At 47.7% G+C, this 25,353-nt stretch carries 22 protein-coding genes; 12 read left to right on the forward strand and 10 right to left on the reverse strand.

Features of this window, described 5'->3' with window-relative positions:
- The first annotated feature begins 181 nt into the window (after positions 1-181).
- The 3 genes from A6049_RS28120 to A6049_RS28130 all read left to right on the forward strand — a co-directional run bounded on the left by A6049_RS28120 (position 182) and on the right by A6049_RS28130 (position 1,811).
- On the forward strand, positions 182-577 hold the full coding sequence (locus A6049_RS28120) for a winged helix-turn-helix transcriptional regulator (RefSeq protein WP_063567750.1): 396 nt from the start codon (positions 182-184) through the stop codon (positions 575-577).
- Positions 574-1,251: a TIGR00266 family protein gene (locus tag A6049_RS28125; RefSeq protein WP_063567751.1), complete on the forward strand. Its 678-nt coding sequence runs from the start codon at positions 574-576 to the stop codon at positions 1,249-1,251. The genes A6049_RS28120 and A6049_RS28125 overlap by 4 nt, the downstream gene beginning before the upstream one ends.
- A 98-nt stretch (positions 1,252-1,349) precedes the next feature.
- A complete protein-coding gene (locus tag A6049_RS28130) occupies positions 1,350-1,811 on the forward strand; it encodes a MarR family winged helix-turn-helix transcriptional regulator (protein WP_063567752.1) in 462 nt (153 codons plus the stop codon).
- Between the two features lie 95 nt (positions 1,812-1,906).
- On the opposite strand, the gene A6049_RS28135 is transcribed toward A6049_RS28130, so the two are convergent.
- Positions 1,907-2,881, reverse strand: a complete 975-nt coding sequence (locus A6049_RS28135; protein ID WP_063567753.1) for an aldo/keto reductase — start codon at positions 2,879-2,881, stop codon at positions 1,907-1,909.
- A 110-nt stretch (positions 2,882-2,991) separates the two neighbouring features.
- On the opposite strand from A6049_RS28135, the gene A6049_RS28140 reads away from it, so the two are divergent.
- A complete protein-coding gene (locus A6049_RS28140; RefSeq protein ID WP_342671835.1) occupies positions 2,992-4,026 on the forward strand; it encodes an LCP family protein in 1,035 nt (344 codons plus the stop codon).
- Positions 4,027-4,276: 250 nt separating this feature from the next.
- Entirely contained in the window at positions 4,277-6,844 is a 2,568-nt protein-coding gene (locus tag A6049_RS28145; RefSeq protein ID WP_063567755.1) for a DUF2339 domain-containing protein, read from the forward strand.
- A 416-nt stretch (positions 6,845-7,260) separates the two neighbouring features.
- Here the strand turns inward: A6049_RS28145 and A6049_RS33435 are convergent, their stop codons facing one another.
- Positions 7,261-7,416: a hypothetical protein gene (locus tag A6049_RS33435; RefSeq protein ID WP_157258566.1), complete on the reverse strand. Its 156-nt coding sequence runs from the start codon at positions 7,414-7,416 to the stop codon at positions 7,261-7,263.
- A 222-nt stretch (positions 7,417-7,638) separates the two neighbouring features.
- Here A6049_RS33435 and A6049_RS28150 point away from each other — a divergent pair, with 222 nt between their 5' ends.
- A complete protein-coding gene (locus A6049_RS28150; protein WP_063567756.1) occupies positions 7,639-8,310 on the forward strand; it encodes an FHA domain-containing protein in 672 nt (223 codons plus the stop codon).
- Positions 8,311-8,465: 155 nt separating this feature from the next.
- On the forward strand, positions 8,466-9,044 hold the full coding sequence (locus tag A6049_RS28155) for a class I SAM-dependent methyltransferase (protein ID WP_063567757.1): 579 nt from the start codon (positions 8,466-8,468) through the stop codon (positions 9,042-9,044).
- A gap of 226 nt (positions 9,045-9,270) precedes the next feature.
- Here A6049_RS28155 and A6049_RS28160 read toward each other — a convergent pair whose 3' ends face one another.
- From A6049_RS28160 to A6049_RS28170, 3 genes are read right to left on the reverse strand one after another with little or no spacing between them, the layout of a single operon-like run.
- Positions 9,271-11,598 (reverse strand): carbohydrate-binding domain-containing protein, encoded by a 2,328-nt coding sequence (locus A6049_RS28160; protein ID WP_063567758.1) that lies wholly within the window; start codon positions 11,596-11,598, stop codon positions 9,271-9,273.
- A gap of 22 nt (positions 11,599-11,620) precedes the next feature.
- Positions 11,621-12,304 (reverse strand): DUF4956 domain-containing protein, encoded by a 684-nt coding sequence (locus A6049_RS28165; protein WP_063567759.1) that lies wholly within the window; start codon positions 12,302-12,304, stop codon positions 11,621-11,623.
- Positions 12,297-13,115 carry a polyphosphate polymerase domain-containing protein gene (locus A6049_RS28170; RefSeq protein ID WP_063567760.1) on the reverse strand — a complete coding sequence of 273 codons (819 nt, stop codon included), beginning with the start codon at positions 13,113-13,115 and terminating at the stop codon, positions 12,297-12,299. The genes A6049_RS28165 and A6049_RS28170 overlap by 8 nt, the downstream gene beginning before the upstream one ends.
- A 251-nt stretch (positions 13,116-13,366) precedes the next feature.
- On the opposite strand from A6049_RS28170, the gene A6049_RS28175 reads away from it, so the two are divergent.
- The 3 genes from A6049_RS28175 to A6049_RS28185 are packed head-to-tail and all read left to right on the forward strand — an operon-like array spanning position 13,367 to position 15,714.
- Positions 13,367-14,044, forward strand: coding sequence for a response regulator transcription factor (locus A6049_RS28175; protein WP_063567761.1), 678 nt, complete (start codon positions 13,367-13,369; stop codon positions 14,042-14,044).
- Positions 14,044-15,345 carry a sensor histidine kinase gene (locus A6049_RS28180; RefSeq protein ID WP_063567762.1) on the forward strand — a complete coding sequence of 434 codons (1,302 nt, stop codon included), beginning with the start codon at positions 14,044-14,046 and terminating at the stop codon, positions 15,343-15,345. The genes A6049_RS28175 and A6049_RS28180 overlap by 1 nt, the downstream gene beginning before the upstream one ends.
- 60 nt (positions 15,346-15,405) lie before the next feature.
- Positions 15,406-15,714 carry a hypothetical protein gene (locus tag A6049_RS28185; RefSeq protein WP_413640778.1) on the forward strand — a complete coding sequence of 103 codons (309 nt, stop codon included), beginning with the start codon at positions 15,406-15,408 and terminating at the stop codon, positions 15,712-15,714.
- A 127-nt stretch (positions 15,715-15,841) separates the two neighbouring features.
- Here the strand turns inward: A6049_RS28185 and A6049_RS28190 are convergent, their stop codons facing one another.
- Positions 15,842-16,609 carry an SDR family NAD(P)-dependent oxidoreductase gene (locus tag A6049_RS28190; protein WP_063567763.1) on the reverse strand — a complete coding sequence of 256 codons (768 nt, stop codon included), beginning with the start codon at positions 16,607-16,609 and terminating at the stop codon, positions 15,842-15,844.
- 195 nt (positions 16,610-16,804) lie between these two features.
- Here A6049_RS28190 and A6049_RS28195 point away from each other — a divergent pair, with 195 nt between their 5' ends.
- The gene (locus A6049_RS28195; protein ID WP_063567764.1) at positions 16,805-17,443 is read left to right on the forward strand and encodes a TetR/AcrR family transcriptional regulator; all 639 of its coding nucleotides are present in this window, start codon (positions 16,805-16,807) and stop codon (positions 17,441-17,443) included.
- Positions 17,444-17,461: 18 nt separating this feature from the next.
- On the opposite strand, the gene A6049_RS28200 is transcribed toward A6049_RS28195, so the two are convergent.
- From A6049_RS28200 to A6049_RS28215, 4 genes are all read right to left on the reverse strand, one after another.
- Complete coding sequence (locus A6049_RS28200) at positions 17,462-17,974, reverse strand: acyl-CoA thioesterase (protein ID WP_063567782.1); 513 nt, start codon at positions 17,972-17,974, stop codon at positions 17,462-17,464.
- Positions 17,975-18,073: 99 nt separating this feature from the next.
- Positions 18,074-18,430: a helix-turn-helix domain-containing protein gene (locus A6049_RS28205; RefSeq protein WP_139295656.1), complete on the reverse strand. Its 357-nt coding sequence runs from the start codon at positions 18,428-18,430 to the stop codon at positions 18,074-18,076.
- A complete protein-coding gene (locus A6049_RS28210; RefSeq protein ID WP_063567766.1) occupies positions 18,378-18,845 on the reverse strand; it encodes a hypothetical protein in 468 nt (155 codons plus the stop codon). Before A6049_RS28210 ends, A6049_RS28205 begins: the two co-directional genes overlap by 53 nt.
- Before the next feature lie 184 nt (positions 18,846-19,029).
- Positions 19,030-19,653: an acetate uptake transporter gene (locus A6049_RS28215; protein WP_063567767.1), complete on the reverse strand. Its 624-nt coding sequence runs from the start codon at positions 19,651-19,653 to the stop codon at positions 19,030-19,032.
- A gap of 473 nt (positions 19,654-20,126) precedes the next feature.
- On the opposite strand from A6049_RS28215, the gene A6049_RS34450 reads away from it, so the two are divergent.
- Positions 20,127-25,322 carry a rhamnogalacturonan lyase family protein gene (locus A6049_RS34450; RefSeq protein WP_063567768.1) on the forward strand — a complete coding sequence of 1,732 codons (5,196 nt, stop codon included), beginning with the start codon at positions 20,127-20,129 and terminating at the stop codon, positions 25,320-25,322.
- The last annotated feature ends 31 nt before the right edge of the window (positions 25,323-25,353 follow it).

Here is a 25,353-nt window from a genome sequence, read left to right on the forward strand (position 1 = left end):
TTTTGAATCATGTAACATGTCTTGTTCAACTCCCCAGAATGTAGATTTACGTACCGGCAAATGCTATTATGAGTTATTCGACATAAAATGAATAGTACGTACTTTTTAGTACCCTACGTACTTTTTAGTGCCTATATAGCCATTGCTTTTATGAATAACAATTTCCGGGAGGACATTCAGCATGATCAGAAAGAAGTATAATATTTCAGTTGAAGCGACACTTGAAGTCATCGGTGGCAAGTGGAAATGCGTCATCCTCTGCCATCTGACACACGGGAAGAAACGCACTAGTGATCTCAAACGTATTATGCCCGCAATTACGCAGAAAATGTTAACACAGCAGCTGAGGGAGCTTGAAGATGACGGGATTGTGAACCGCATTGTGTATAATCAGGTACCTCCCAAGGTGGAGTATGAACTGAGTGAATATGGCCGAAGTTTGGAACCGATTCTAAATGCCCTTTGTAACTGGGGAGATCAGCACATTATTAAGGAATACGGAGACAAATTCTCAGTGTTAGAGGATAATGGGTTAAATGATTTTAACACGGACAATAAGGAGCTGATGAAGCCGTGAACTATGAAATTCTATATGATGGTGCATTTGCGATGCTTAAGGTGCAATTGCAACGGGGAGAACGGTTCAAGGCAGAAAGCGGGGCCATGGTATCCATGACACCAACCGTTGACTTGAAGGGATCTGCTGAAGGCGGTATGTTTGCCGGATTCGGACGAATGATCAGCGGCGAGAAATTCTTTTTTCAGGAATTAACGGCTGCAGGTGGATCTGCGGAAATTCTGTTGTCACCCTCCAGCATGGGGGATGTGGAGGCGATTGAACTGGATGGCTCCTATTCGCTTTACGTACAGAAAGATGGATTTCTGGCCGGAACGGAAGGCATCCAGGTGAATACCAAAATGCAAAACTTGAAGAAAGGTCTCTTCTCGGGAGAGGGTTTCTTTATTATAGAGATCAGTGGGCGAGGAACAGTGTTCCTATCATCCTATGGTGCAATCCATGCGATTAATCTGGCTGCGGGTGAAGAAGTGATCGTGGATAATGCCCACTTGGTCGCATGGCCCAATTATATGAATTATCGCATTGAGAAAGCTTCACAAGGTTGGTTATCTAGCGTGACCAGTGGAGAAGGATTGGTATGCCGATTCCGAGGTGAAGGTACAGTCCTGATCCAGAGCCGTAATCCGCATGGATTTGGTCAATGGGTCAAGCAATTTATTCCTTCACGCTAATGTTTTCCGCTGAAAATGTACAACGTTGAAACGCATGCGTTCCGACAATCGTTATAAGATAGGATGAAGCTCAAGGTGTAATGATGGAGGTATATGAGATGGAAAGCTCACGGTATAAAAATGCTCAGGAAAGTCCGGGGTATCTGCTATGGCAGGTTACTACGATGTGGCAAAAGGAAATACGCAGGGTGCTCGAGCCTCTGGAATTAACACAACCCCAATTTGTATTATTGCATGCCTGTGTGTGGCTCAATGAACGCGATACAGAGGGTAAGGGGGTAACTCAGGTCCAGCTTGCGCAATTTGCCAATGTGGATGTTAACGTTACTTCTCAAGTGCTCCGTGCTCTTGAAAAGAGAGAGTTAATAACTCGCAAGCGTCATCTTACCGATACCCGTGCGAATATTATTACAACAACGCCGGAAGGAACTCGCTTGGCGCTTGAAGGTATTCATCTTGTTGAAGCCGCGGACAAGGTGTTCTTTGATGTGTTAAGTGATCGTAAGGATGAATACATGGAAATCATGCAGGAATTTATCCAACATAAAACAGATGTTTAATTCATAGAAAGATTTTTTCTATGCTTTATTAGACTACAGAGTGTAGTGAAGTTGTACCTCCCAGACTTTTTAGCCGGGAGGTTTTTTGTATTGGTTCAATTAATCCGATAAGTCGCAAATGGCCTACCATGACGGAAAGAGTCGCTGAGTTGATCGAGCTGCGAGATTATATCATCGGTCAGTTTCAGGTCCAGGCTAGCCAGATTATGCTCCAGCTGTTCGGTACTCGTTGCCCCAACGATAACCGTTGAAACAGCAGGGCGGGCCAGTAGCCATGCAAGCGACAGGACACTTGGGGAGCAGCCATACGCCGACGCCTTTTCACTGACCTGCTCACCTAATTTAATATTGTGTTCCAGCAGGAAACGATTGAAGGCCGGATCGGTATCCGCTCTGGAACCGGAAGGCACGCCCGCTTCACCGTTGTATTTGCCTGTCAGAATGCCACCAGCCAGCGGGAAATATGGAATGATACCTACGCCTTGATCAAGACACATCGGTACAAGTTCAAGCTCAGGTGTGCGATCAGCCAGAGAGTAGCTGGTTTGGGTCGAGATATAACGTACGTATCCTTTCAACTCGCTGGTACCAAGGGCTTTCATCAGCTCCCAGGCTGCATAGTTGGAAGCTCCGATATAGCGGACTTTGCCGGAAGTGACCATATCGTCCAATGTGCGCAGCGTCTCATCCAGCGGGGTGTGCGGATCAAAGGTATGGATCTGATACAGATCCACATAGTCCGTTTGCAGACGCCGCAGGCTATGTTCAAGCTCTTGCTGCAAATGATAGCGGGAGGAACCGCGCCCATTTGGACCCTCATGCCGGGGAAGTCCGGCTTTGGTAGCAAGCACAGTGTTTTCCCGTCTGCCTGCCAGGGCTTGTCCGATAATCCGCTCTGATTCCGTTCCGGCGTAGATGTTGGCGGTATCGATAAAATTGATTCCCTGATCCAGTGCCGTATGAATAATGCGGATTGAAGTCGGGTCGTCCGCCCGTTTACCAAAGGCATTGGTGCCGAGTCCAAGTGCGGAAACGCGCAGACCGCTATTCCCCAAACGTCGATATTCCATCGTTCATCACTCCTTCTCTGTCATTTCTTGTATAGCAGATTATAACGTAATCTATTGAAAACGTGTTATTAATATAGTTAAATGATTCTAAGACCGTTATTAAAGGAGATATGATGGAGAACAGTGCCGCACATTTAACCAGACGGAAGCCGAAGAAACCGAAGAAGAGATGGAAGAAACCTTTGATTATCATCCTGAGTACTTTGATTGTGCTGGGGGGACTCGGATTTATCTATCAAAAGCAACTCGTTGTGTTTGCATTTAACCTGTTTGCTTCGGAAACCGTAAAGGAAACGCTCGATGAATCCTTCAAGCCTGTGGGCGATAAGGATGCACCTGTTGTAGAACATACCGATCCATTCTCGCTGTTGTTGCTAGGAATTGACCAACGGGATAACGAACCAAGCCGTTCGGATACCATGATCTATTCTGTTGTGCGTCCGGAAGAAAATAAAGTGTTGCTGCTGTCAATTCCGCGTGACTCCTACACCGATATTATCGGCCGGGATGTGAAGTCGAAGATTAATTCAGCCTATGCGCATGGTGAAGCCAAGATGGCGATGGATACCGTAGAGCATTTGTTGGAAAACAAAGTCGATTTCTATGCCGCGATTAATTTTAACGGACTCAAGGATATTGTTGATGCGGTTGGCGGTGTTGAATTGCCGATCAAGAAAAATATTGAGAACAAATCGAAAGCACATGAGAAGCTGTTTGTTGAAGCGAACAAACCGATCTACAGCGGCGAAGAAGCGCTGGGCTATGTGCGTTACCGGGAAGATTCCGATTTCAATCGGACGATGCGGCACCGTCTTTTTCTAAGTGCCTTCATGAATCGTGCGCTTGAGGTCAAAAACCTGACCAAGATCCCGGACGTTATCCAAATCGCTGGATCGAATTTTACAACCAACATGAACTCGGATTTCATCATGAAATTTGCTGAGTCTCTATATATGAAAGACAGCACGCCAACAATCAGCAATTACATGTTGAAGGGTGAGGGCGCAACGCGTAGCGGCACATGGTACTATGATTTGTCAGAGAGTGATCTGCAATATGTGCGAACCCTGCTTGCGAACTGGCTGGACCCGGATGCCACTGAAATTATGGAGCCGGAGACGGCGGATACGAAAGATCCGGCGTAAGCAAGTTTCCGAGGCTCAGTAAGATGACCGGAATTTGTATACGTATGCAGAATGACTATATCAATGAATGAGAGTCCTGGGAGCTGATGCTTCCCGGGCTTTTTGTTATGTAAGCATTTGATATAAATCCCATAACGACTTCCGATCCGCAGAGAACGGTTGAATGATTCTATTCCTTAAACCCCATTTTATGGCATACATATAGTAAAATATAGGGAATGAATTCAACATCAACCAACGGAGGAAGCTCATGAAAGAGTTCAAGGATCGGCTTCACCAGGTTCAGGAGCAGCAGAAGCAGCTGGTAAAGGAATATAATGCTCTGCTTCAGGACTATCAATCCGATGACCTGATCGTGCAGAACGAACAACTGCGAACGCAATATGAAGCGCACCAACTCAAGCTGCAACAGCTTGAATTACGCACACGGAAAATGGAAGAGGAGAATGCCCGTCTTCGCATGGCTCTATCCGAACAGATGCTGGATGAGAAATTGAATCTCATTCGTGTATCCCAGGAGAAGATGGAGACCTACTTTCGGGGAAAGACGAGTGTACATAATGATCGGCTCGTGGCGCATGAGCACCGCGCCAAAGTGAATTTGAATGCCATATTCAACCGAGCTTCAGAGGAACTTCAGGGTGACGCCAATGAGATGAAGGAAAGAATTGCTCATCTGGCTGCTGAGGTGCAGGAACGTATTGCATTGCATAGGCAGACCCTGTGGGAGAGGGAAGAGGCGCTGCGCGGACAGATGCAACAAGGATATGAGCATATGGCGGAAGAAGGCTTAAGCGAAGAGACCATTCAGCGGCGCATTCGCCAGAATCGGATGGAGATGAAGATTGGCCTGAGCTGGATCAACAAGGTCGCCATCCTGCTGATCATTCTTGGCGTTGGTGCAGCCTTTCAGTACTCCTACAAGACCTGGTTCAGCGATGAGGTGAAAGGAGTAGCGTTCTTCCTGCTTGGTGCGCTTATGCTTGCCGGGGGTGAGTGGCTGTTCCGCCGCAAGCGTCAGACGTTCGCGATGGGGCTGCTGGGAGGTGGGATTTCCGTTCTATTTGGCTCGATCTTCTACAGTTACTTTTTACTGCATATTATCGGGTTATATACGGGACTTGCCTTGTCGGTGTTGGTTTCGGCCATATCCGTGCTGCTATCGTTGAGGTATCAGTCCAGGACCATCTGCTCACTTGGTTTGGTTGGAGGATATCTGCCGTTAATCTCCTATGTGGCCTATTTCGGCCTTCAAGGCTCGGCTGTGTATGTGGCCATGATTTATCTGTTGCTCCTGAACGGAATTATTGTATGGATTTCATTTGGCAAACGGTGGCCAATCGTGCACTATATCAGTTTTCTGTTCAACACACCGTCCATGCTCATCCTGTTATGGCTCTCACCAAGTGAGAAGATCGGCATGGTGTATTCCATTGTGACATTTTCATTATATCTCGGCATTACACTGGCGTATCCGTTTAAACATCGGGTGAAGTTAACCTGGTGGGACTTTGCACTGCTCGCCATGAATACGAGCATCAGTTGCCTGATGTTATATGTATTGTTCGATGCAGCGGGCTGGAATGACGCACAAGGTTTGCTTGCTCTGATTTTTGCTCTGGTCTATTTCGGGCTCGCCCGTTTTATCCAGCAGAGGATGCCTCAGGAAAAGCAGACCCTTCTATTGTTCTACGTGACTTCACTGACCTTTGCCATTCTGATTATACCGTTCCAGTTTGGTGCGAAGTGGCTGTCTATGGGCTGGCTGATCGAAGGAATTCTGTTGGTTACGCTCGGACATCTGAAGCGGTTCAAGTTGGTGGAACGTGCTGGATGGGGAATCGTGCTTCTGTGCATGTTCACCTTTGTGTACTATGACGTGCTGGTGCTGTTCATCATGGGGGAGCAATCCTATTTCATGCTAAAATACTCCTGCATCACGCTGGGTGCGCTACTTATTACACTCTATTACGCCTTGGATCGCAACGGCTCCCTATCCGGAGAGAAATATCATTATAGCCAGATAGAGCTTGGCTTTTTGAATGCATTCAAGTACATCACACTCGCCAATCTGTGGTTATATGTGCTGTATGAATCGAATGAATTGTATATGAAAGCAGTTGATGACTCATTCCTGTTATACCTGTTCTACAAATGGCTGATGTTCGCTGCGCTGACCATTGCCATGGCCTATGGATTGAGTAAAGTGAGGCTTTTGCGTGATCGGATCGTGCAGGGTTACATCGTCTTCCTGCATGCGGTGGGCTGCTGTATTGCACTGGCAGTAACGTTATCCATGCCGGCACTTCAGTCGGATGTTCAGCAGCATACAGCGGCTGAATTCGTAGGTTTACTCGTATTAATCATCTTTAATGTGGGCGTGTTTTTTGCAGGAAGGGATCTGCTGATCACGGCAATCCGCGGGCAGTTCAAGAGCGTTGAATGGTATCCGGTTATCGCAGGGGTCTATCTGCTGGGTGTCATCACCGTGTTCTTGACGGTCCAGTTCCATTGGGGAGATGTAGGGCTGATGTTCAGCCTAATCTATCTGCTGCTTGCGATCCTGTATATCGCCTACGGGTTCCGAAGAAAATATGTGATGATTCGGCGCCTCGGTCTGGGCCTGACGTTATTTTCCACCGGGAAAATGGTGTTCTATGATGTGGGATTGCTTACATCGGGCAGCAAGATCATTGCCTATTTCAGCTTTGGCGTACTGCTGCTTGGCATTTCTTATCTGTATCAGAAGGTGTCGAGCCGGATGGAGGAAATTCAGGCTAGAGAGATAGAACAGTCTAATGAATCCGATCTGCCGTAGGATGAAAAAAACCGATTTTAGGATATTCGATACAGCATTCACAATCTTTGGGGGGAGGGATACAACATGGGATTTGATCTGAGTATCATGTTATGGCAATTATTATGGATTGCTGGCTCTGTAGCTCTTATTGTGTATGGGTGGAGGAAACTTGGTATCAGGAAAAAGCGGCGCTGAGGGCGGGGAATGCCGTTGCAACATCGCTTTTGACATAAGTCATTATCGGATGAACTGATTGGTATCCATATCATAAATATGCATTAAAATGAGGCTCTTGAGCGCTGGTTTTTAGCGTCCAGGGGCCTTATTCTGATGAACGGATTATGATCTGAACCTCATTCAGAATAGCATGACCCAGCATAAGATGACATTCGTGAAACGTTTTTTTCTGTTGATCACGTTATAATAGAGTATACTTACGGCTGGGTATTCAGTTGCAACCATGAAGTTTCGGTTGTGGTTGTGCCTTTCAGTGATTCTCCGCGATCATCATTGATGCGGGAGAGCACCGTTAATGTAATGGACAGGGTGAAGGCGAGCAGCACATATATGAAAATGTTTTTTTTGTTCATGATGAGGGACCTCTCTTGTTGATTGGGCTAGGGCATGGATACGACTGTTATGAGAAAAAAGGCACAACGTCTGGTATAGTAGAGAAAAGCATATAACGATGCCTGTATACACTATATAAATTATTATGGATGCAAACAATGGAACAAATCTGATGAATTTATCATTATTTATGAACGGGACGCTCATAGAGATAGAGTGATATTTGAAGGTGGGAGAATAACATGCGGGAGACGGCAAAAATCGTCATTCGTACGCCAGGGCAGGAAAGTGACGGTTCGTTCGCTTATGTCAGCCAGGGGCGTTCTATTACAGTGGGGCGTTATACGGGTGGAGATGAACTGGACTTGTCTGTCTACAATCAGTTGATATCGAAGCGGCACTGCCGCATTCATTATGATGTGCAGCAGCAACTTTGGATTGAGGATCTGGATAGTAAAAATGGAACGGAATTGAACGGGCAGCGCCTCGTTCCTTATGAGAAATACCCGTTTGCCGAAGGAGACAGCCTGACCCTGGTCAACGGCTTGATTCAGCTTCGCGTAGAAGGGGATCTCGAAGAAACGAGAGAATATCGGCTATCTGACCTGCTGGGCGAGGGCGTGCGTTTACAGGATCACCTGCAAACGGTGCAGATTGGAGAAGTGGAGATTCCACTGTCCAAGAAAGAGTACCAACTGTTCAAGCTATTGTACAGCCAGTTGGATCACTTTGTGACACGGGAGCAGATTGTCGGCCAAGTGTGGCCGGAGCGAAGCATGCTGGAGAGTGAACCGGTAGGCATTGACGAGATTAACTCGCTGATCTACCGGACGAATCGCAAGCTGGGCGTACATTTTACAATCAAATCGGTGTACAAAAAGGGTGTATACATGAAGTCCCATGTGCCGGACTGAATGCGTGGAATGAGCAGCGGGATGGAATGAGATATAGTTAAAATAGAATAACAAGAAGGAAGCTTCTGTCAGGTTTTTTAGACCTGGGGAAGCTTTTTTTGTTATGATGAAGGTGCAAATGCCACCTCTTAATTAAAATCCAAAGGGTTGAGGTTATGTTCATATTTCAATTTATCCCATGGCTGATTGCTGTGGTGACACTTATATCGGTAGTATCCATCGTGCTGGTCAGTTGGAAAAATGGAATCTCACCGATGCCCACATCCAGCATCGTCAGGCAGGCAGTCATTCAAGAGGTCAACCGTATTCCCGGTTACGGTGACGTGATTGAAGCAGGCTCCGGCTGGGGAACGCTCGCACTGGACGTAGTGAGGCATTGTCCAGGCAAACGGCTAACGGGTATTGAAAATTCAATTGTTCCCTTATGGGCCTCCCAACTGATTGCTTTTCTAAGTGTCCGCTTACGGCGAGCGAAGGGAAAGCGCCACTCTCTGGAGGGACGGTTGCGATTCATCCGTGGCAACATCTATACCAGTTCATATGAACACGCAGATTGCGTCATCTGTTATTTGTTTCCTGGAGCAATGAATCGACTCGTCGACAAGTTCACTCGGGAGCTGCCTCCGGGAGCAAAGGTGATTAGCGTCTGTTTTGCATTGCCAGGCAAGGTACCGCTACGGACAATCACATGCCGGGACACGTTGCGTACCAAGGTGTATGTATATACGTTTTGAGTACTAACAAACCTACCGCATCTTAAAAGGTGAATAATCAAGGAATGCAGCATTTAATGAACATCAGCAACGTTATTCCTTCATCCAATGGGAGCGAATAGCTTGTACGAGCTTCTTTAGAACAAAATAGCAAAAACAAGGGATGTCCTCCGTCATATTCATGACGTATGGGACATCCCTTGTTTTTAATCATTTATATGTTGGCTTTTATGACCTGAATCTTAACTTACTTCGCGGTATCCGTAGTGCCCGTTGTACCTGTAGTATCGGTTGTTGTACCCGATTGCGGTCTGTTTCTTCCGCCGCCGAATCCACCTTGGCCACCGCCTCCACCTGGACCCATACCTGTATTGGCAGTTGTAACACCAGATTCATTCACCCAAGTTACATTGCTTGTGGATTGGAAGGCAACCACTTTGGTTCCACCACTATACGTTCCGTCTGTATAGAGTCCATCCACTGCTTTGCCCGTCGATGTTCCGCCGGAGTAAATCACGTAAGATCCATCCTTCTTCAGATCAGAGGAACTAACCACAACAGATTGATAATCTTTCGCTGGAGCAAAGGTCAGGATGTTATTGCCTTCACTGTCTTGCACATGAACGAGTGTGCCTGCTTTTTGTGTTTCAGGGTATGTCATCACGATTGTATTTTGAGTTGATGTATCGGATGTACCTTGTGCCATGCCGGAACTGCCGGCAGCGACCAAATATCCACCACTCATCTCGAATGTACCATCATAGTCGAGTGGACCGTTGCCATTATCCGTTGGACCGTTCACAATGACCGTTCCGTCTGTCATATAGATGGAGCCATTCGAATCCAGTCCATCGCCGCCTGCATTTACGGTGAGGGAACCGCCGTTGATATGAAGCTCACTGTTGCTGGCGGATTCACCCGGCATACCACCTGGCCCACCGCCTTGTGGGCGAGCATTGCTATTCGCGTCTGTACTTTGATTGGACTGATCCGTAGTTGATGTTGTGCCAGTCGTCTCTGTAACAGAAGTGTTGGAGACTGCAGTTGTATCGGTATCGGCTGCTTTAGTACTGTCATCTGCAGTGGTTGCAGCATCAGCATCAGCGTCAGTTGCAGTTATGTCACCCGAAGCATTCACGCCATCATCTGATGCAGTCACATCCACATCCCCATCGTTCAGGGTGATGATTGCACCTTCAAGGCCTTCGTAGCTCTTGGCAATGGTGATCGTTCCGCCGTTAATGGTAAGCGCCTGATCTGCATGAATGCCGTCATCACCGGATTCAATGCTGAACTTGCCGTCATTGACAATTACATTGTTGTTACTGTGCAGGGAATCATCCATGGAATCAATCGTATACGTACCGCCATTGACGGTGAGGTCAACTCCAGCTTTAAGTGCTTTGGCACTCGTCGTTTCTTCTTCTGTTGTTGTGCTTGTGTCTGCATCCGCAGTGGAATCAGCAGGTGCTTTGGCATTTGTAGAGCTGGATGGAGCTGCGCCTGTTGCGTTCGTGCCATTATTGCTCGGCATATCAGCAGGTGGTTCACCATCCGGTGGTGTACCCATATCGGTTGGAGGTGTACCGCCACCCCATCCGCCGCCACCGCCGCCACCGCCGCCAAATGGTCCTTCTTCTACTTTTTCTGGTGCATTGGCACTGCCGCCTCCGGTTACGATGTTAAATGTGCCGCCATCCGTAACCAATGCGGTTTCCGCTTGAATGCCATCGCTGCCGCTCTGGATGTTGAATGTACCTCCAGCAATGGCAACGAAGCCTTTAGTCGTATCCGTATCGTTCGTGGATTTAATGCCGTCACCTTCTGAATCAATGGTAATGGTACCGGCTTGAATGGCCACCATATCTTTACCTTTGATGCCATCATCCGCAGATTTGACGTTAATTGTGCCACTGACGATTTTCAGATCATCCTTGCTCGTAATACCTTCATTGTAGTTGCCTGTAACCGTCAGCTTGCCTGTACCATTGAACGTCAGGTCTGCCTTGCTGAAGATGGCTGCATCCGGCTCATCCGTTGTAGCGTCGGCGTATACGTATGTCTTGCCGTCGGAGACAGCATTCTCGGTTCCTTCCTCCAGCGTAATGATAGCTTTGCCCGCTTTCTGGATATAGATGGCTGCACTGTCGTTATCATTGATTGTTGCCCCGTTTAATACGAGATGTACGGTGCCCTTATCAGCAACATTAACTACAATCTGTCCATCGGTAAGTTTGCCGCTAAGTACATAGGTACCTGCTGCGGAGATGGTTACTGATCCGTTTGCTGCTTTTGCACCCGATCCTGTGATGGAAGCGGTCGTCCCGTTCAGCTTAATCGTTGTGGAATCTGTTGCACTCCAGCTAACGTTGGTATCGTCTGCATCCATTGTGACCAGATCGGCATACTTCACCGAGGTTTGTTCACTGACGGATACGGTTTTGGTTGTCCCTGTCGTTGACACTGCGGCGTTTGCAGTGCTGCTGGTTGCTGCCGGAGCGCTGCAAGCTGTAACCATTGCAGTAATCATCGCGACGGACCACAGTTTGCTGCCAGTTATGATTTTCTTTTTCATATTATATCGTTCCCTTCGAATTTTAATATTCAGTGGCTGTTGGACTCATAGTTAACGAGATATCCAGATTACCGTTTCGGGTACGGATCATGTCGAGGAATTCTTTTTGATTGACACTTTCATGAATGGTTACGTTGTAGACCAGCTCGTACAGACTGCCAAGTTCGGTTGTTCTGATTTTTTTGAGCTCATGTACGACATTGAATTTGTGGAATACTTCGTCCAGTGCTTCTTCGTAACTCAGATTCTCGGGAATAGTCACTTTCAACGTTTTTTGCTGGCTTTTCTTCGCTCCGAAGTTGAAGCGGCTCAGGACAAACATCAGTACACACAGGATGATGGTGAACATTACGGCATAACCGAATGCGCCTACACCGCAGGCAAGACCGGAAGCCATGGTGAACAAAACATAAGCAATATCTTTCGGGTCACCAGGCGCACTTCTGAATCGGATGATGGAGAAGGCACCGGCGAGGCTGAATGCACGGGCAATGTTGCTGCCGATCAGAAGAATGATAATGGCTACGATGACTGGCAAAACAACCATGGTTAGCGTAAAGCTCTGGGAGTAGGTGCTTTGATTGGTCTTCATGTATGTCAGGCTGATAATGGCCCCCATAATGATGGCAAGGCCGATGGTAACAATGGCATTGCTGAAGGTCAGAGTTGTATCGGTTAGTGCAGAACTAAAGATGGAATCAAGCATACAGGACACGCTCTCTTTCTGTGATTGTTTTTTCTTGTTCTATGGATGGGTTGAAATCGGTACCTGGCAGCAATTCTCGTTCAGTCTGGTAGTTCAGGTTGGTTGTTCTGGCCAGATGTCTGTACTCATTGCCGTATTTCGAGAATCCGGTGCGGTAAAGACCGTGTTCGGATAACAGTTGGGAGAGCCACATCGGAACGGTTTTCTCGGCTTTGACTTCCATCAGCCAGCGTCCGTCTTTCACCAGTGGTTCACCATAATCTCCCTGCTCCAGCTTCAGATCGTATCTACGACTGCGGATGTTGGTATCAAAGGTGATGCGGAGATCGCGGCTGTTCTTGTCGAACAGTGCCTTGCGTTCATACGCCAGATATACTTTTGGTTCCAGATCGTACAGCCGGAGGAAATACTTGATCTCTTCGACAACCTGTTTATTCATATAATCGGCGAGATCAGGCGCTTTGCCTGTCCGAACGAATTCGTAGGCTTCATCCAGCTTCAGGGCAGTTCGGCGTTTGTTCACCAAGCCAAATACTTTCTTTTTGATCTCCAGATATACCTTCGCATTCTCTTCAGGAACTCCGTATGCCCGCAGTCTCAGCTTCTCCTTGTATTTAGGTTTAGAGAGACTTGCGCGGATCAGGGAGTCCTGCGGAGTGTCGAAGTACAGATTGCTGATGGAGTAAAACTCGTGTTTCTTGTTAAAGGCGTCCAGCTCCATATACTTCAGTAGATCGGTGTAGAAGTTCTCGTATTGCTCATCTGTCAGGAGATACTTGCTCTCATATCGGTTGAATACTTCAATTGCCATTGGGGTTCAGTCCTTTCATCCATGTTTTGTATGTTTTGTTGCATCGTGTATTGCTTCCATGTCTGTATCTTAGAGCGCCAACCTTGAATGAATCTTAAATGATTTTACATTCCGTTGATCTTTTTTTACCTTCCTTTAATAGTTCGCGAAAAAACTGAAATTAAGATTGATTCAAGGTTCGGTTGCTACAATCCTTGGTATAATAGATTGACATATATCGAAACCAATTCATGCAGAGGAATGAAGAACCGATGAGAATACTAATTGCGGAAGATGAGGTTCATTTGGCAGAAGCCGTATCGCAAATATTGAAAAAACACAATTACTCTGTAGACATGGTGCATGACGGGAGATCGGGTCTGGATTACGCGCTAAGTGGAATCTATGATCTGTTGCTGCTGGACATTATGATGCCGGAAATGGACGGGATTACCGTGCTGAAAAAACTGCGCAGCGAAGGCAATCATACGCCTGTCATTCTGCTCACAGCCAAAGGAGAAATTTCAGACAAAGTGACCGGGCTGGATTATGGAGCCGATGATTATATAGCAAAGCCCTTTGCCACGGAGGAATTGCTCGCACGGATTCGGGCAGCCTTGAGAAGGAAGGGAGAAGTTGTTCCAGAGGATGGACTGAAGTTCGGTGACATCGAACTGAACACGACGCAGCTGAAGCTGAGTGTGCAAGGCAAGGAGATCAAGCTGAATCTGAAAGAGAATGAACTGCTGGAACTGCTAATCACGCGCAAACAGGCCATTACTTCCAAAGAGCAGATTATTGAGAAGTTGTGGGGTTTCGATTCGGAAGTGGAGTATAACAATGTGGAGGTGTACATCTCGTTTTTACGCAAAAAATTAACCTTCCTGAACTCCTCGGTCCGCATCAATACGATTCGGGGTGTGGGGTACGTACTTGAGGTGACGTCCTGATGTTCAAGAAACTCAGAAACCGATTTCTGATCGTGAACCTGGTATCCATATCAATTATGATGCTGGTTGCCTTTGCCACGATCTACATCATTACGTACCAGAATGTACAGCGGGAAACCAACATGGAACTGTTCAAAGTGTCGGATTTCTATCATGGGCCTTACAACTCCAGCAAGATGCCTCGCGGTGATGACAGAGATTCGGGGACGGGATCACTACCGTCCGATTCCATTGCGAATGGAGCTCCAGGGAGTGATCCGAATTCACCGCCAGGACGCTCTGTATCGTTCATGGTCAAGACGGACAGTGAATGGAAAATCACGGATGCACACTCCAGGTTTGATATGGATGACACGTTCTATACTGAAGCTTTGCAAAAGGTGAATAAAGTCGACGATCTGGATCGCAAGACCGGACAGTTTACACTCAATGGAACGGACTGGGCTTATGTGATCGACCCGAGCAGCACAGGGCATATGATTGTGTTCATCGATGTGACGGCCCAACAGGGCATCCTTACGAATCTGATTTATACTTTTGCCGTCGTAGGTTTGATCATGCTGATCGTCATCTACTTCCTGAGCCGTTATTTCGCCAATCGATCTATTACCCCGGTTAAGGAAGCCTTTGAAAAGCAAAAGCAGTTCATAGCCGATGCTTCACATGAGTTGAAAACGCCGCTGGCGATCATTAATACCAACACAGATGTGCTTCTCGCGAACCGGGAGGATACGATTGAGAATCAAGCCAAATGGCTGCATTACATCAAGTCGGAGACGGAACGCATGTCGGGACTGACGAATGATCTGTTATATCTGACTCAAATTGACGATTCAAGATCCTCGATGATTCATGCCAAATTCAATATGAGCGATGCGGTGGAGACGATTATCTTAACGATGGAGGCCGTGATTTTTGAGAAAAATATATCCCTGGACTACAGCATTGAGCCGCAGCTCATGGTTCATGGCAACAGCGAACAGATCAAGCAGGTCATTCTGATTTTGCTCGATAATGCTGTGAAATACTCCAGAGCCAAAGGTTCCGTCAACGTATCGTTGAAGAAACAGAACAATGACGTCGTGCTGGCCGTTTCCAACACGGGAGAAGGCATTGCGCACGAACATCTGGACCGGATCTTCGATCGCTTCTATCGCACGGATGCCTCCAGAGCACGGAAACATGGTGGACATGGATTGGGTCTTGCAATTGCAAGGTCGATCGTGGAGCAGCACAAAGGTGAGATTTACGCCCGCAGTGTAGTAGGGGAAGGTGCAACATTTTACGTTCGTTTATCCTAGGGATAAGGAATAAGGCATGTCTGTTGTGGGTTAACCTATGCTACAATGGCAACAGAACGTATGAATCAAGGAGCTGACTTTAACGTGACTGAAGCAAATTCAATGAATGAACAGGAAATGAAGGCATATATTGCAGAGAAGACGAAGGCAAGCGAAGCGAATATCGCTCTTGTCCTGAAGCACGAGCAGGCGTACATTAACAAGGCGCATGAAAATGCCAAAGGCGACGTGGATATCGACGGTGACGATCTGGCCGACTACATTTTGAGCCGCAAAGATGTAAAGCTGGATGAACTAACCGTTGAAGGCATACTGGATGCTGAAATGGACTACTTGATGGAAAAAGGTCTCGCAGGCTACGTGGATTAAATTTAAATCAATCTATTAAAAAAATGACCTCAGCCTCCACGTTATTGTGGGAATTGAGGTCATTTTGGATTGTACACTCGGAAATACCCTTTAAAGCGTCAGCTAAGTTAGGCTAGCCCCATTCTTCTTATTGACCCATCATACCGCCATCGACAGTATAGAGCGAAGCGGTGACATACGAAGCTTCTTCGGATAACAGGAAGTTCATGATGGCTGCGACTTCTTCCGGTTCACCATAGCGGCCCATCGGAATTGCGGATACGGTAGCTGATTGATAATCTTCCACATTACCGGAGTTTGCTTCGATTTGACGCATCATACGGGTATTAATGGTGCCTGGCAATACCGCGTTAACCCGAATACCATGAGGCGCGAGTTCATTCGCTGCTGTGCGGGTGAGGCCAATCACGGCATGTTTGGACATAATATATGGAGATACGGCTGGAGCACCCATCAGACCTGCGAGGGAAGAGGTATTCAGAATCGCACCAGATTTTTGTTTTTTCATGACAGGGATGACGTTCTGCAAACCAAGGAATACGCCGCGCACATTGACGTTATATACGAGGTCGAGCGCTTCAACGCTCAGATCCTCGATCAGTCCGGTTGGACCTTCAATGCCGGCATTGTTGGCAAAATAATCGATACGACCAAACGTATCAAGTGCTTGCTGCACATAGTTTTTCACGTCGGCTTCCTGAGATACGTTTGCTTTCACTGCAATGGCGTGCTCTTTGTCGAGTTTCAGATCCGTGATGGTTTGCTGGATGGCTTCTTCGTTCAGGTCGACCAGCACCAGATTAATTTTGCGTTCAGCAAGGCGGCGTGCCAATTCTTTACCGATGCCTCCGGCTGCTCCTGTAATAACGGCTGTTTGGGTATATGATGTACTCATCATGTATTCGCTCCTTATAAAATGAAATCAGGTGAACTGTGAGTGAACATTCAACCTGTGGTCTATCGTTCCTATCTCAATGTTAAGATATACATAGTAATGTGACAATCATCATTGACAGCGCATATGTCAGCTATCGGACAGAGATGTAAGCGGTGTTCATTTAGGTTACAATAATGGACAGAGGAGGTGGAAATGTTGATTATCGAACACCCTCAGGATCGGAGAGCACGAAGAACGCAGGATGCCATCATTGCTGCGGCAGTTTCTTTGATATTGGAAAAGGGAGCTGAAGCCGTCACGATTCGTGACATTACGGAGCGGGCAGATTATAACCGGGGAACGTTCTATTTACATTTTCCTGGTAAACCCGAGCTATTGCAATTCATTCTGGATGATTTCATGCAGGGCGTGGGACAAGCTTATGCATCACCTTACGCGGAGTTAAAAGAAGTGGATATGACGGCATTGCTGCCATCAACGATGCCTGTATTTGAATATATCGAAGCACATCAGGATATCTTTCGAGCCTTGATGACGATGCATGGGGATATGGGAACGAGACTCTGCAATATGTTCAGAACATATTTAACCGAGGATTTTGTATTGGTGACCGAAGATAGCGACTACACCATTAATTACGATATCATGCTAAGTTACCTGGTATCTGCGACCGTTGGTGTGATTATGCACTGGGCGGAGATTGGGTTCAAGTATTCTTCCCACTACATGGGAGAACAGTTGACCGCGCTAATTAACATCAAACCGACCCGTCTCCTGATTGAACCAGGGCAGAAGGGCCGGACCATTCATGAACGCATGCTTCAGGACTGAATAGCGTGCCTGATTCTCTTATTCCCAAGGATAACTAACGGTGAGGAAGTCGGCGAAGTTCTTGCTTTCTGCCCGCCGTTGTTTCCGCATGGCCGCCCGGGCTGGAGCAGTCTCGTATAATTTCTTCTCTTCCTCCGTCTCCGGAATGATGCGAGGGACAATGAGTTTACGGTTATTTTCATCCAAAGCGACAAAGGTAAGGAATGCGGTCGCCGCAATCTTCTTCTCCCCCGTCTTCAGATCCTCGCGGATCACCTTCACAAAAATCTCCATCGAACTTCGTCCCGTCCACGATGCGAAGGATTCCAACGTCACCGAATCCGTCGGATTAATCGGATACAAGAAATCGACCGAATCGGTCGAAGCCGTAACGGTATTGACCCGGCACAACTTGGATGCGGCGATGGATGCAATGTCATCGATATAGGACATGAGTTTGCCGCCAAACAAGGTATTATGGTTATTTACATCGGTTGGAAATACTCTTGCCGTCTTGAAACAACGTGTTTCGCGCACATACTTTCTCTCCACTTGATCTGATTCCGTAGGTTTAGGTATCTCTCTCATTCTTTGTAGTCCTCCTGACAGTATGGCTGATGGACGCTGCAAGATATGCCGCGTCCATCCTCTCTATATGTTAGTTCTAGTGTAGGTGTCGATCACTTCTTCCTCGCCATCAGGAACCAGTTCAAAGCGCAAGCCAAGCGCAAAAGCCACCTTCTGGAGCGTATCGAAGCGCGGAATCTGCGCGGAGCTCTCCAGACGGGCAATAGCCGACTGCTTGAGTCCTGCTCGTTCACCGATATTATCGGAAGCTAAGGCGCTTCTAGCGTCGACGACATGCCGTCTGATGTACCAATATAATAGACTGTCATACACTGTTACATTTCGAATCCTTTTTTGTGAATAATCAGTCGTAACGGATTTTAATGTTTTATGCGTTAGCTTCAGTGACGCTATTGGAAGCGAATGCAGACCACTTTGCATTTACACCACTGGAACAATGGAATGAGATGGTATAATCACCACCGCGCATACCTTGCGGATAATCCGCCGTGCTTCTCCAAGTATATGCTGCTCCCGGCTTAACAGTAGCTGCAATATACTCTAATCCTGATGAGTGTGTCATCGTAACAGTTAGATTGCTTGTTCCATTGTTTAGGAAGTAGAATTTACCATGTCCGTAACCAGCTGGAACCGAGAAATAAGCGGGGACGATAGAAGTAGCAGCGCTCACAGTTGTGAGCGGCTGTTGGTTACCAACAGAGAACGGAGTAACAATTGGTGGCGTTGTCTCATCTGCCGGATTTGCTTGGACGCTATCAGCGCTAACTACTGCTGGAATCGCCAAAGTTGCGGCTAGTGCTAAGGATAAAACTGCCGATCTTGCTTTGTTTCTCATTTGTTATAAACTCCCTCACCTAGTAGAATGTTGTATATGACATGTTAATATTATACTTTTTTTCAGAAAAAGAAATAAAAAAATGGTAAAAAGTAAAAAAGAAGCTGTATCCCTATTCAAGTGAAGCATAATTCAAAAAAACCGCCAGGCGCGGACCGGCGCGCTGGCGGTTTGATGCTGTATATTAAGCCTTGGGTCTGAAAATGCCAGCCGGCTTGCCGATGGGCAAGAACGTATAGCCGAAGTGAGCGTTCAGTACGGAAGCACCTGTGCCGTACAACGACACGATTCCGATTCCCATTTCAGCATAAGCTGCGATGGTATGGAAGATATGAGGAGCTACGCCGAACGCGTCAAAGGTCAGGCCAAGGAACAGGAAGTCAATGAGAATGAAAATGATGAGCAATACTTTGTTGGCTTCCACGGCACCCAGCGTCATGAACAGGGTGAACACGAGGTATCCGGCAAAAGCAAATCCGAGCTGCTTGCCATCTGCCTGTTCCGCAAGAGTGGAGCCAAACACGCCCATTTTGATCAGCCAGTTGGCACCCATCGCGAACCAGAAGAATGCGTATGCGCCGAAGGCAGTTGTACCAAAGGTATTGTTGCGTTTGGAATCTTGAATGCAAGCGAACAGCTGGGCAAAGGCACCGAGGAAAATCGCCCAAGGAATGGCGTAGCTAAGGCCGTCTGTAATGCCAAGCTTTTGGGAGGAAGCGACCAGAGTGACGATGGCCAACCCAAATAATCCCATCGCGCTGGGATCGGCGTTTATGATTTTGACTTTAGTCTGTGAATCGGTTTGCATGGTGTTGATGAGCCTCCAAATAATCAAATCAGGATGATCCGTTCGAACTGAACCGTCCTCTATACTTCGTATTTCGTATCCGCCTGGTCCGGACACACACATCGCCCTATTGTACCTGAATGTATTTCGTATGAAAAGGGATTTTATTACCTTTTGGGGCATTATCCCTTCCCTTGTAAGGCTTGTGTTAGAGATCAAGAACGAAGAAATCGGTTTATTGGTGGAAAAAGACGGAAAATTACATGTTCATTCCCTGGAAGAAGGGATAGTATCGAGGGGAAATGAAAACCTTTGCCTCAAAGTTTACTGATGTGAAGCATTAAAGAATTTGAAAATTAAAAATTAAAGAGGTGATCCGTTAATCAAAAAGTAGTTCTTTTTTTAAACGACAAAATGCAAGCGCTTACTTATGGATTGTACCATCGTTCTGGCTTTAATCATTCTATGATGAGGAAACGAAAGGATGGGTGTTCATGATCGCGAAGACGCGGCAGGTTGGTTTGGTTTTGCTCCTATGGGTATTTACAATTTCCAGTCTGGGGTGGGGAACAATGTTTGGCACACCAACAGCAAGTGCAGCCGTATCGGCTGATGAAGCTGCCGGTGGAGGCACTTATAAATTCGATTTTGGTTCAGGAGCTGTTGCGAATGGATATACAGGTGTGGACGCAACATCTGCTTATTCGGCGGAACGTGGCTATGGATTCACCGATGTGTCCAAAGTAACGGTACAGGATCGGGGTACAAGTGATCCAATTAAATCCGATTTTGCCAAAATCGCCGATGGGAGCGGATTTAAGGTGGATCTGCCGAGCGGTGATTATACCGTCTCCCTTGTCGCTGGCGACAGTGCAGGCAACACAGATATTGCGATCAAAGTGGAGAGCATGAACAAGGTTCAGCAGAATACCAAGCCAGCGGGTGAATATCTGGAGATGAGCTTCGATATTGCCCTGGTGGATGGGCAGATGAACTTTGAATTCTCCGGAACGGCCGCTAATATCAATGCGCTCGTGATCACCAAACAACAGGAACGCGAGGCAGGGAACAAACCTGCTGTGTACCTTGCGGGTGACTCCACGATGCAGACGTATAATCCATATTGGGAGCCCCAAGCGGGTTGGGGACAAATGTTCCCGTCCTTTTTCAGTGATGCCGTGGAGATTAAGAACCATTCCATCGGTGGACGCAGCTCCAAATCCTTTATTTTCGAAGGCCGATTAGATGAGGTTCTGCGCCTCATTCGTCCGGGAGATTATCTGTTCGTGCAGTTCGGACACAACGATGCAACGATCAGTGTTCCTGACCGTTATGCTTCACCCGCCGATTACAAAAACTATCTGAAAACCTACATAGACGGCGTGCAGCAGCGGGGAGCTACCCCAATTCTGGTCACCCCAATGGGTCGCAGGGACTTTAACGCAGACACAGGCAAGTTCAATGTATCCTTCCCTGAATATGTGCAGGCGATGAAAGAGGTGGCTTCGGAGAAAAATGTGAAGCTGATTGATCTGAGCGCACTCAGCATTGCGTACTATGATTCCATTGGACCGGAAGCGACATTGTCTGTTTTCCTCCATGTATCACCAGGCATCTATCAGGCATTCCCGAACGGGGCAACGGACAATACGCACTTCCAGGAATATGGAGCGATTCAGATTGCCCGTCTGGTTGCAGGTGCGGTTCGTGAACTGGATCTGCCATTATCGGAAGCGGTTCAGGATGCTGAAGTTCCGGCTGAATTGCCAGCCAAACCTGCTGGGCTGAAGGCAGGCAGCATCAGCAACGCGGGAACGGTATTAAAATGGACGGCGGATGACACCGCAGACATCTACAAAGTATACCGTAAGCTCTCAACAGAGCCGGAAACTGCCTACAAGCTGGCAGGAACGGCAACCGTACCTACTTTAACGCTAAGCGGTTTGGTTGAAGGTAAGTCGTACACGGTTCGAGTAACGGCTGTGAATGGTCGCGGCGAATCCGATCCTTCGGATGAAGTCAGCTTCACCACCAAATCGGCAACGTATCGATATGACTTTGGCCCGGTAGGTTCTCCGGTTGCTGAAGGGTATACGGAAGTCAATCGGAATACGCTGTATACACCAGAACGCGGTTATGGATTAACGTCTTCCGCCAATATGGCGGATCGGGATCGTGGCAGTGCGACGGATAACCTGCGTCGTGACTTCGTGATCTATTTTAACGGATCATATGAATTCAAAGTGGATCTGCCGAATGGTACCTATTCGGTCAAGACGTACACTGGGGACTGGATTGGGTCAGCAAAAACCAACATTAACATCGAAGGCAAAGATTATGGAACCGTATCTTCCGGTGCTCAGAATATTGCCGAAAAAGTGATCAACCAGATTACCGTGCAGGACGGGCAGATGAATCTGGTCTTCAGTGGGGCTACGGCGCATCTCAACGGACTTGAGATTACACCTGTATTGGTGGCCCCTTCCAATCTGAAACTGAATGGCCTGGATCTGGAGAGTGATCCGATCACCGCTGCATTGTCGTGGGATGCTATTGCCGATGACGTACAGTATAAGGTATACCGTCAGTCAACTGGAGCGGCCAAGGCCGAGCTGCTGGCAACCACGGATGCAACAACCTATACCGATAATAAGATTGACCTGGGCATGAATTATGTATATACGGTAACGGCTGCGGATCGTACAGGTACGGAATCGGTAGCATCCAATGCATTGCCTGTATCGACGATTGATTCGTCTGTAGACAAGGCAGAGGTCCCTTCAGGTCTGTCGTTACAAAGCATCAACAAAAATGACGTCTCCATCACTTGGACGGAATCAACAGGAGCGCGTGCATACCAAATCTATCGTGCTGTGAAGCAGGATGGACCGTATGATCTAATCGCTCGCACCAAGGAGACGGCATACACAGACTCCACCATTCTCAGCACCATTCCTTATTTCTATAAAGTGGCGTCTGTGAATGCGGGAGGGGTCTCCGAACTTTCGGCTGCACTCGAAACACCAGTAGCAACGACGCTGAATCGTGAAATGGAGTATCTGGACCGTGCTCCGGTGGCTGTAAAAACAGAAAACGGCAACTATATCGGCTGGCGCATGCTAGGCTTGGATGCCGAGACCATTGCTTTCAATCTGTATCGGGATGGTGTGAAGCTTAACGATGAACCGATAACTGGAAGCACCAACTTTACGGATGCCGAAGGTACGGATGCATCCAAATACCGGGTCATGACGGTAGAAAACGGCATTGAAAAAGCGGCAACGAAGGAATTCGGCGTTTGGCAGGAGCAATACCTGTCTGTACCTCTGCAAAAGCCTGCTGATGCCTATACGAAAGACGGGCAGCCGTATTCGTATTATGCGGGTGATGCCAGCGTGGGCGATGTCGATGGTGATGGCGAATATGAGATTGTTCTGATGTGGTCGCCAAACAACGGCAAGGATAACTCCCAATCCGGATATACCGGTATTGTCTATATGGATGCCTATAAGCTGGATGGAACAAGATTGTGGCGCATCAATATGGGGCCGAATATTCGTGCGGGTGCGCACTACTCTCCATTCCTGGTTTATGACTTCGATGGTGATGGCAGAGCCGAACTGATGATGCGTACCGCAGATGGTACCGTCGATGGACAAGGAAAAGTCATTGGAGACGCCAATGCAGACCACCGGAACAGTTCCGGTTACGTTCTGCTTGGTGATGAATTCCTGACGGTGTTCGATGGTGAAACCGGAGCAGCACTGGATACGGTGGAATATGATCCGCCGCGTGGAGATGTTGCTTCCTGGGGCGATGGCTATGGAAACCGGGTGGACCGTTTCCTGGCAGCGGTAGCGTATCTGGATGGCGAACATCCAAGTGCCATGTTCAGCCGTGGATATTATACGCGTACTGTGCTGGCATCCTACAATTTCCGTGATGGAAAGATAAGCAAAGTATGGCGTTTTGACTCAAGCGACGATGGCTACGGCGAGTATGCAGGCCAAGGGAATCACAATCTCTCGGTTGCAGATGTGGATGGCGACGGCAAGGATGAGATTACATTTGGTGCGATGGCCATCGACGATAATGGCAAACCGCTCTACAATACGAAACTCGGTCATGGCGATGCCATGCATCTGAGTGATCTGGACCCGACACGTCCAGGACTGGAAGTATTCGACGTACACGAACATAAAGATTCTAAGTATGGTATGGAAATGCGCGATGCGGCTACAGGTGAAATCCTCTGGGGTGTGTTCACTGGCATCGATACCGGACGTGGCATGGCTGCCGATATTGATCCGAACTATCCGGGAGCTGAGGTATGGGCTGCAACCATTACCAATGCTGAGCATATTCCAATCACCGGGCTTTACAGTGCTCAGGGGGAACTGATCACGACGAAGATTCCATCGTCCACCAACTTCGGCATCTGGTGGGACGGTGACCTGCTGCGTGAGCTTCAGGATGATATTCGTATCGACAAATGGGATTATGAGAACCAAACGACAGTTAATCTGCTGACGGCAACAGGTGCAGCTTCGAACAATAGCACCAAAGCGAACCCGAGTTTGCAGGCAGATCTGTTTGGAGACTGGCGTGAAGAAGTGATGTGGCGCAGTCAGGACAGCTCGGAATTACGCATTTATACGACGACAGATGAGACGGATGTGCGTATTCGCACGTTGATGCATGATCCAGTCTACCGCCTTGGGGTAGCTTGGCAAAATGTAGCCTATAACCAGCCGCCACATACCGGCTTCCATCTTGGAGTAGGCATGGAGCAGCCAGCGGCACCGAATATTCGTTATGTAGGTGGTCCGCAAGAAGTAGAAGATACGACACCTCCGGTCATTACAGGCATGCCTGCGGAACAGATGAGTGAAGAGGATGTACTCCAAGTTGATGTGAAGGCAGAAGATCCGGAGTCCGGGATTACTCTTCTGGAGTTGACTTGGGACGGTGAGGCCGTAGAACAGGGTGATGAGATTGCACTGACGGGTCTGGTGGGAAAACACACCTTTACAGCCAAAGCAGTTAACGGCGCGGGACTCATCACCGAGCTTTCCGTGGAAGTGACAGTCATCGCCGCAGACCAAGCCACAGGTGCACCGGGTGTACCTTCCTTGTCCGACGATAACCAACATGGCGACGGTTTGGCGGATGGAACATACACCATCACCATGAATATGTGGTGGGGGAATAACGGTACACAGTATAAATTGTATGAGAACGGTGAACTGATCGATACGCAGAAGCTCACGGCTTCAAGCCCTTCTGCCCAAAAGGCATCCACGGATATTTCGGGTCGGGTAAACGGTACGTATGTATATACTTGCGAACTAATCAATTCAAAAGGGACGACCGAATGCGCTCCGCATACCGTAATCGTTCGTGATGCAGCACCAGGGAAGCCGGTGCTCTCTCATGACAACTGGGATGGGGATGGAAACTACACGATTAAGATGAATATGTGGTGGGGCACAAATGCCACCTCCTATCGTTTGTCTGAGAACGGTCAAGAGGTCGACAGCCAACCGTTGGCTGCAGCATCTCCGAATGCACAGACAGCAACAGCAGTGATCAAAGATCGTGCACCTGGCGAGTATGAGTACGTTGTGGAATGGATTAACGAAAGTGGATCGGTTTCTAGCGAAGTCATCACAGTGAAGGTCACACATTGATTAAAGTGATCTAACGATAAAGCACCTCTCT

The organism is Paenibacillus sp. O199 (assembly GCF_001636635.1).
Classification (GTDB): domain Bacteria; phylum Bacillota; class Bacilli; order Paenibacillales; family Paenibacillaceae; genus Paenibacillus; species Paenibacillus marchantiae.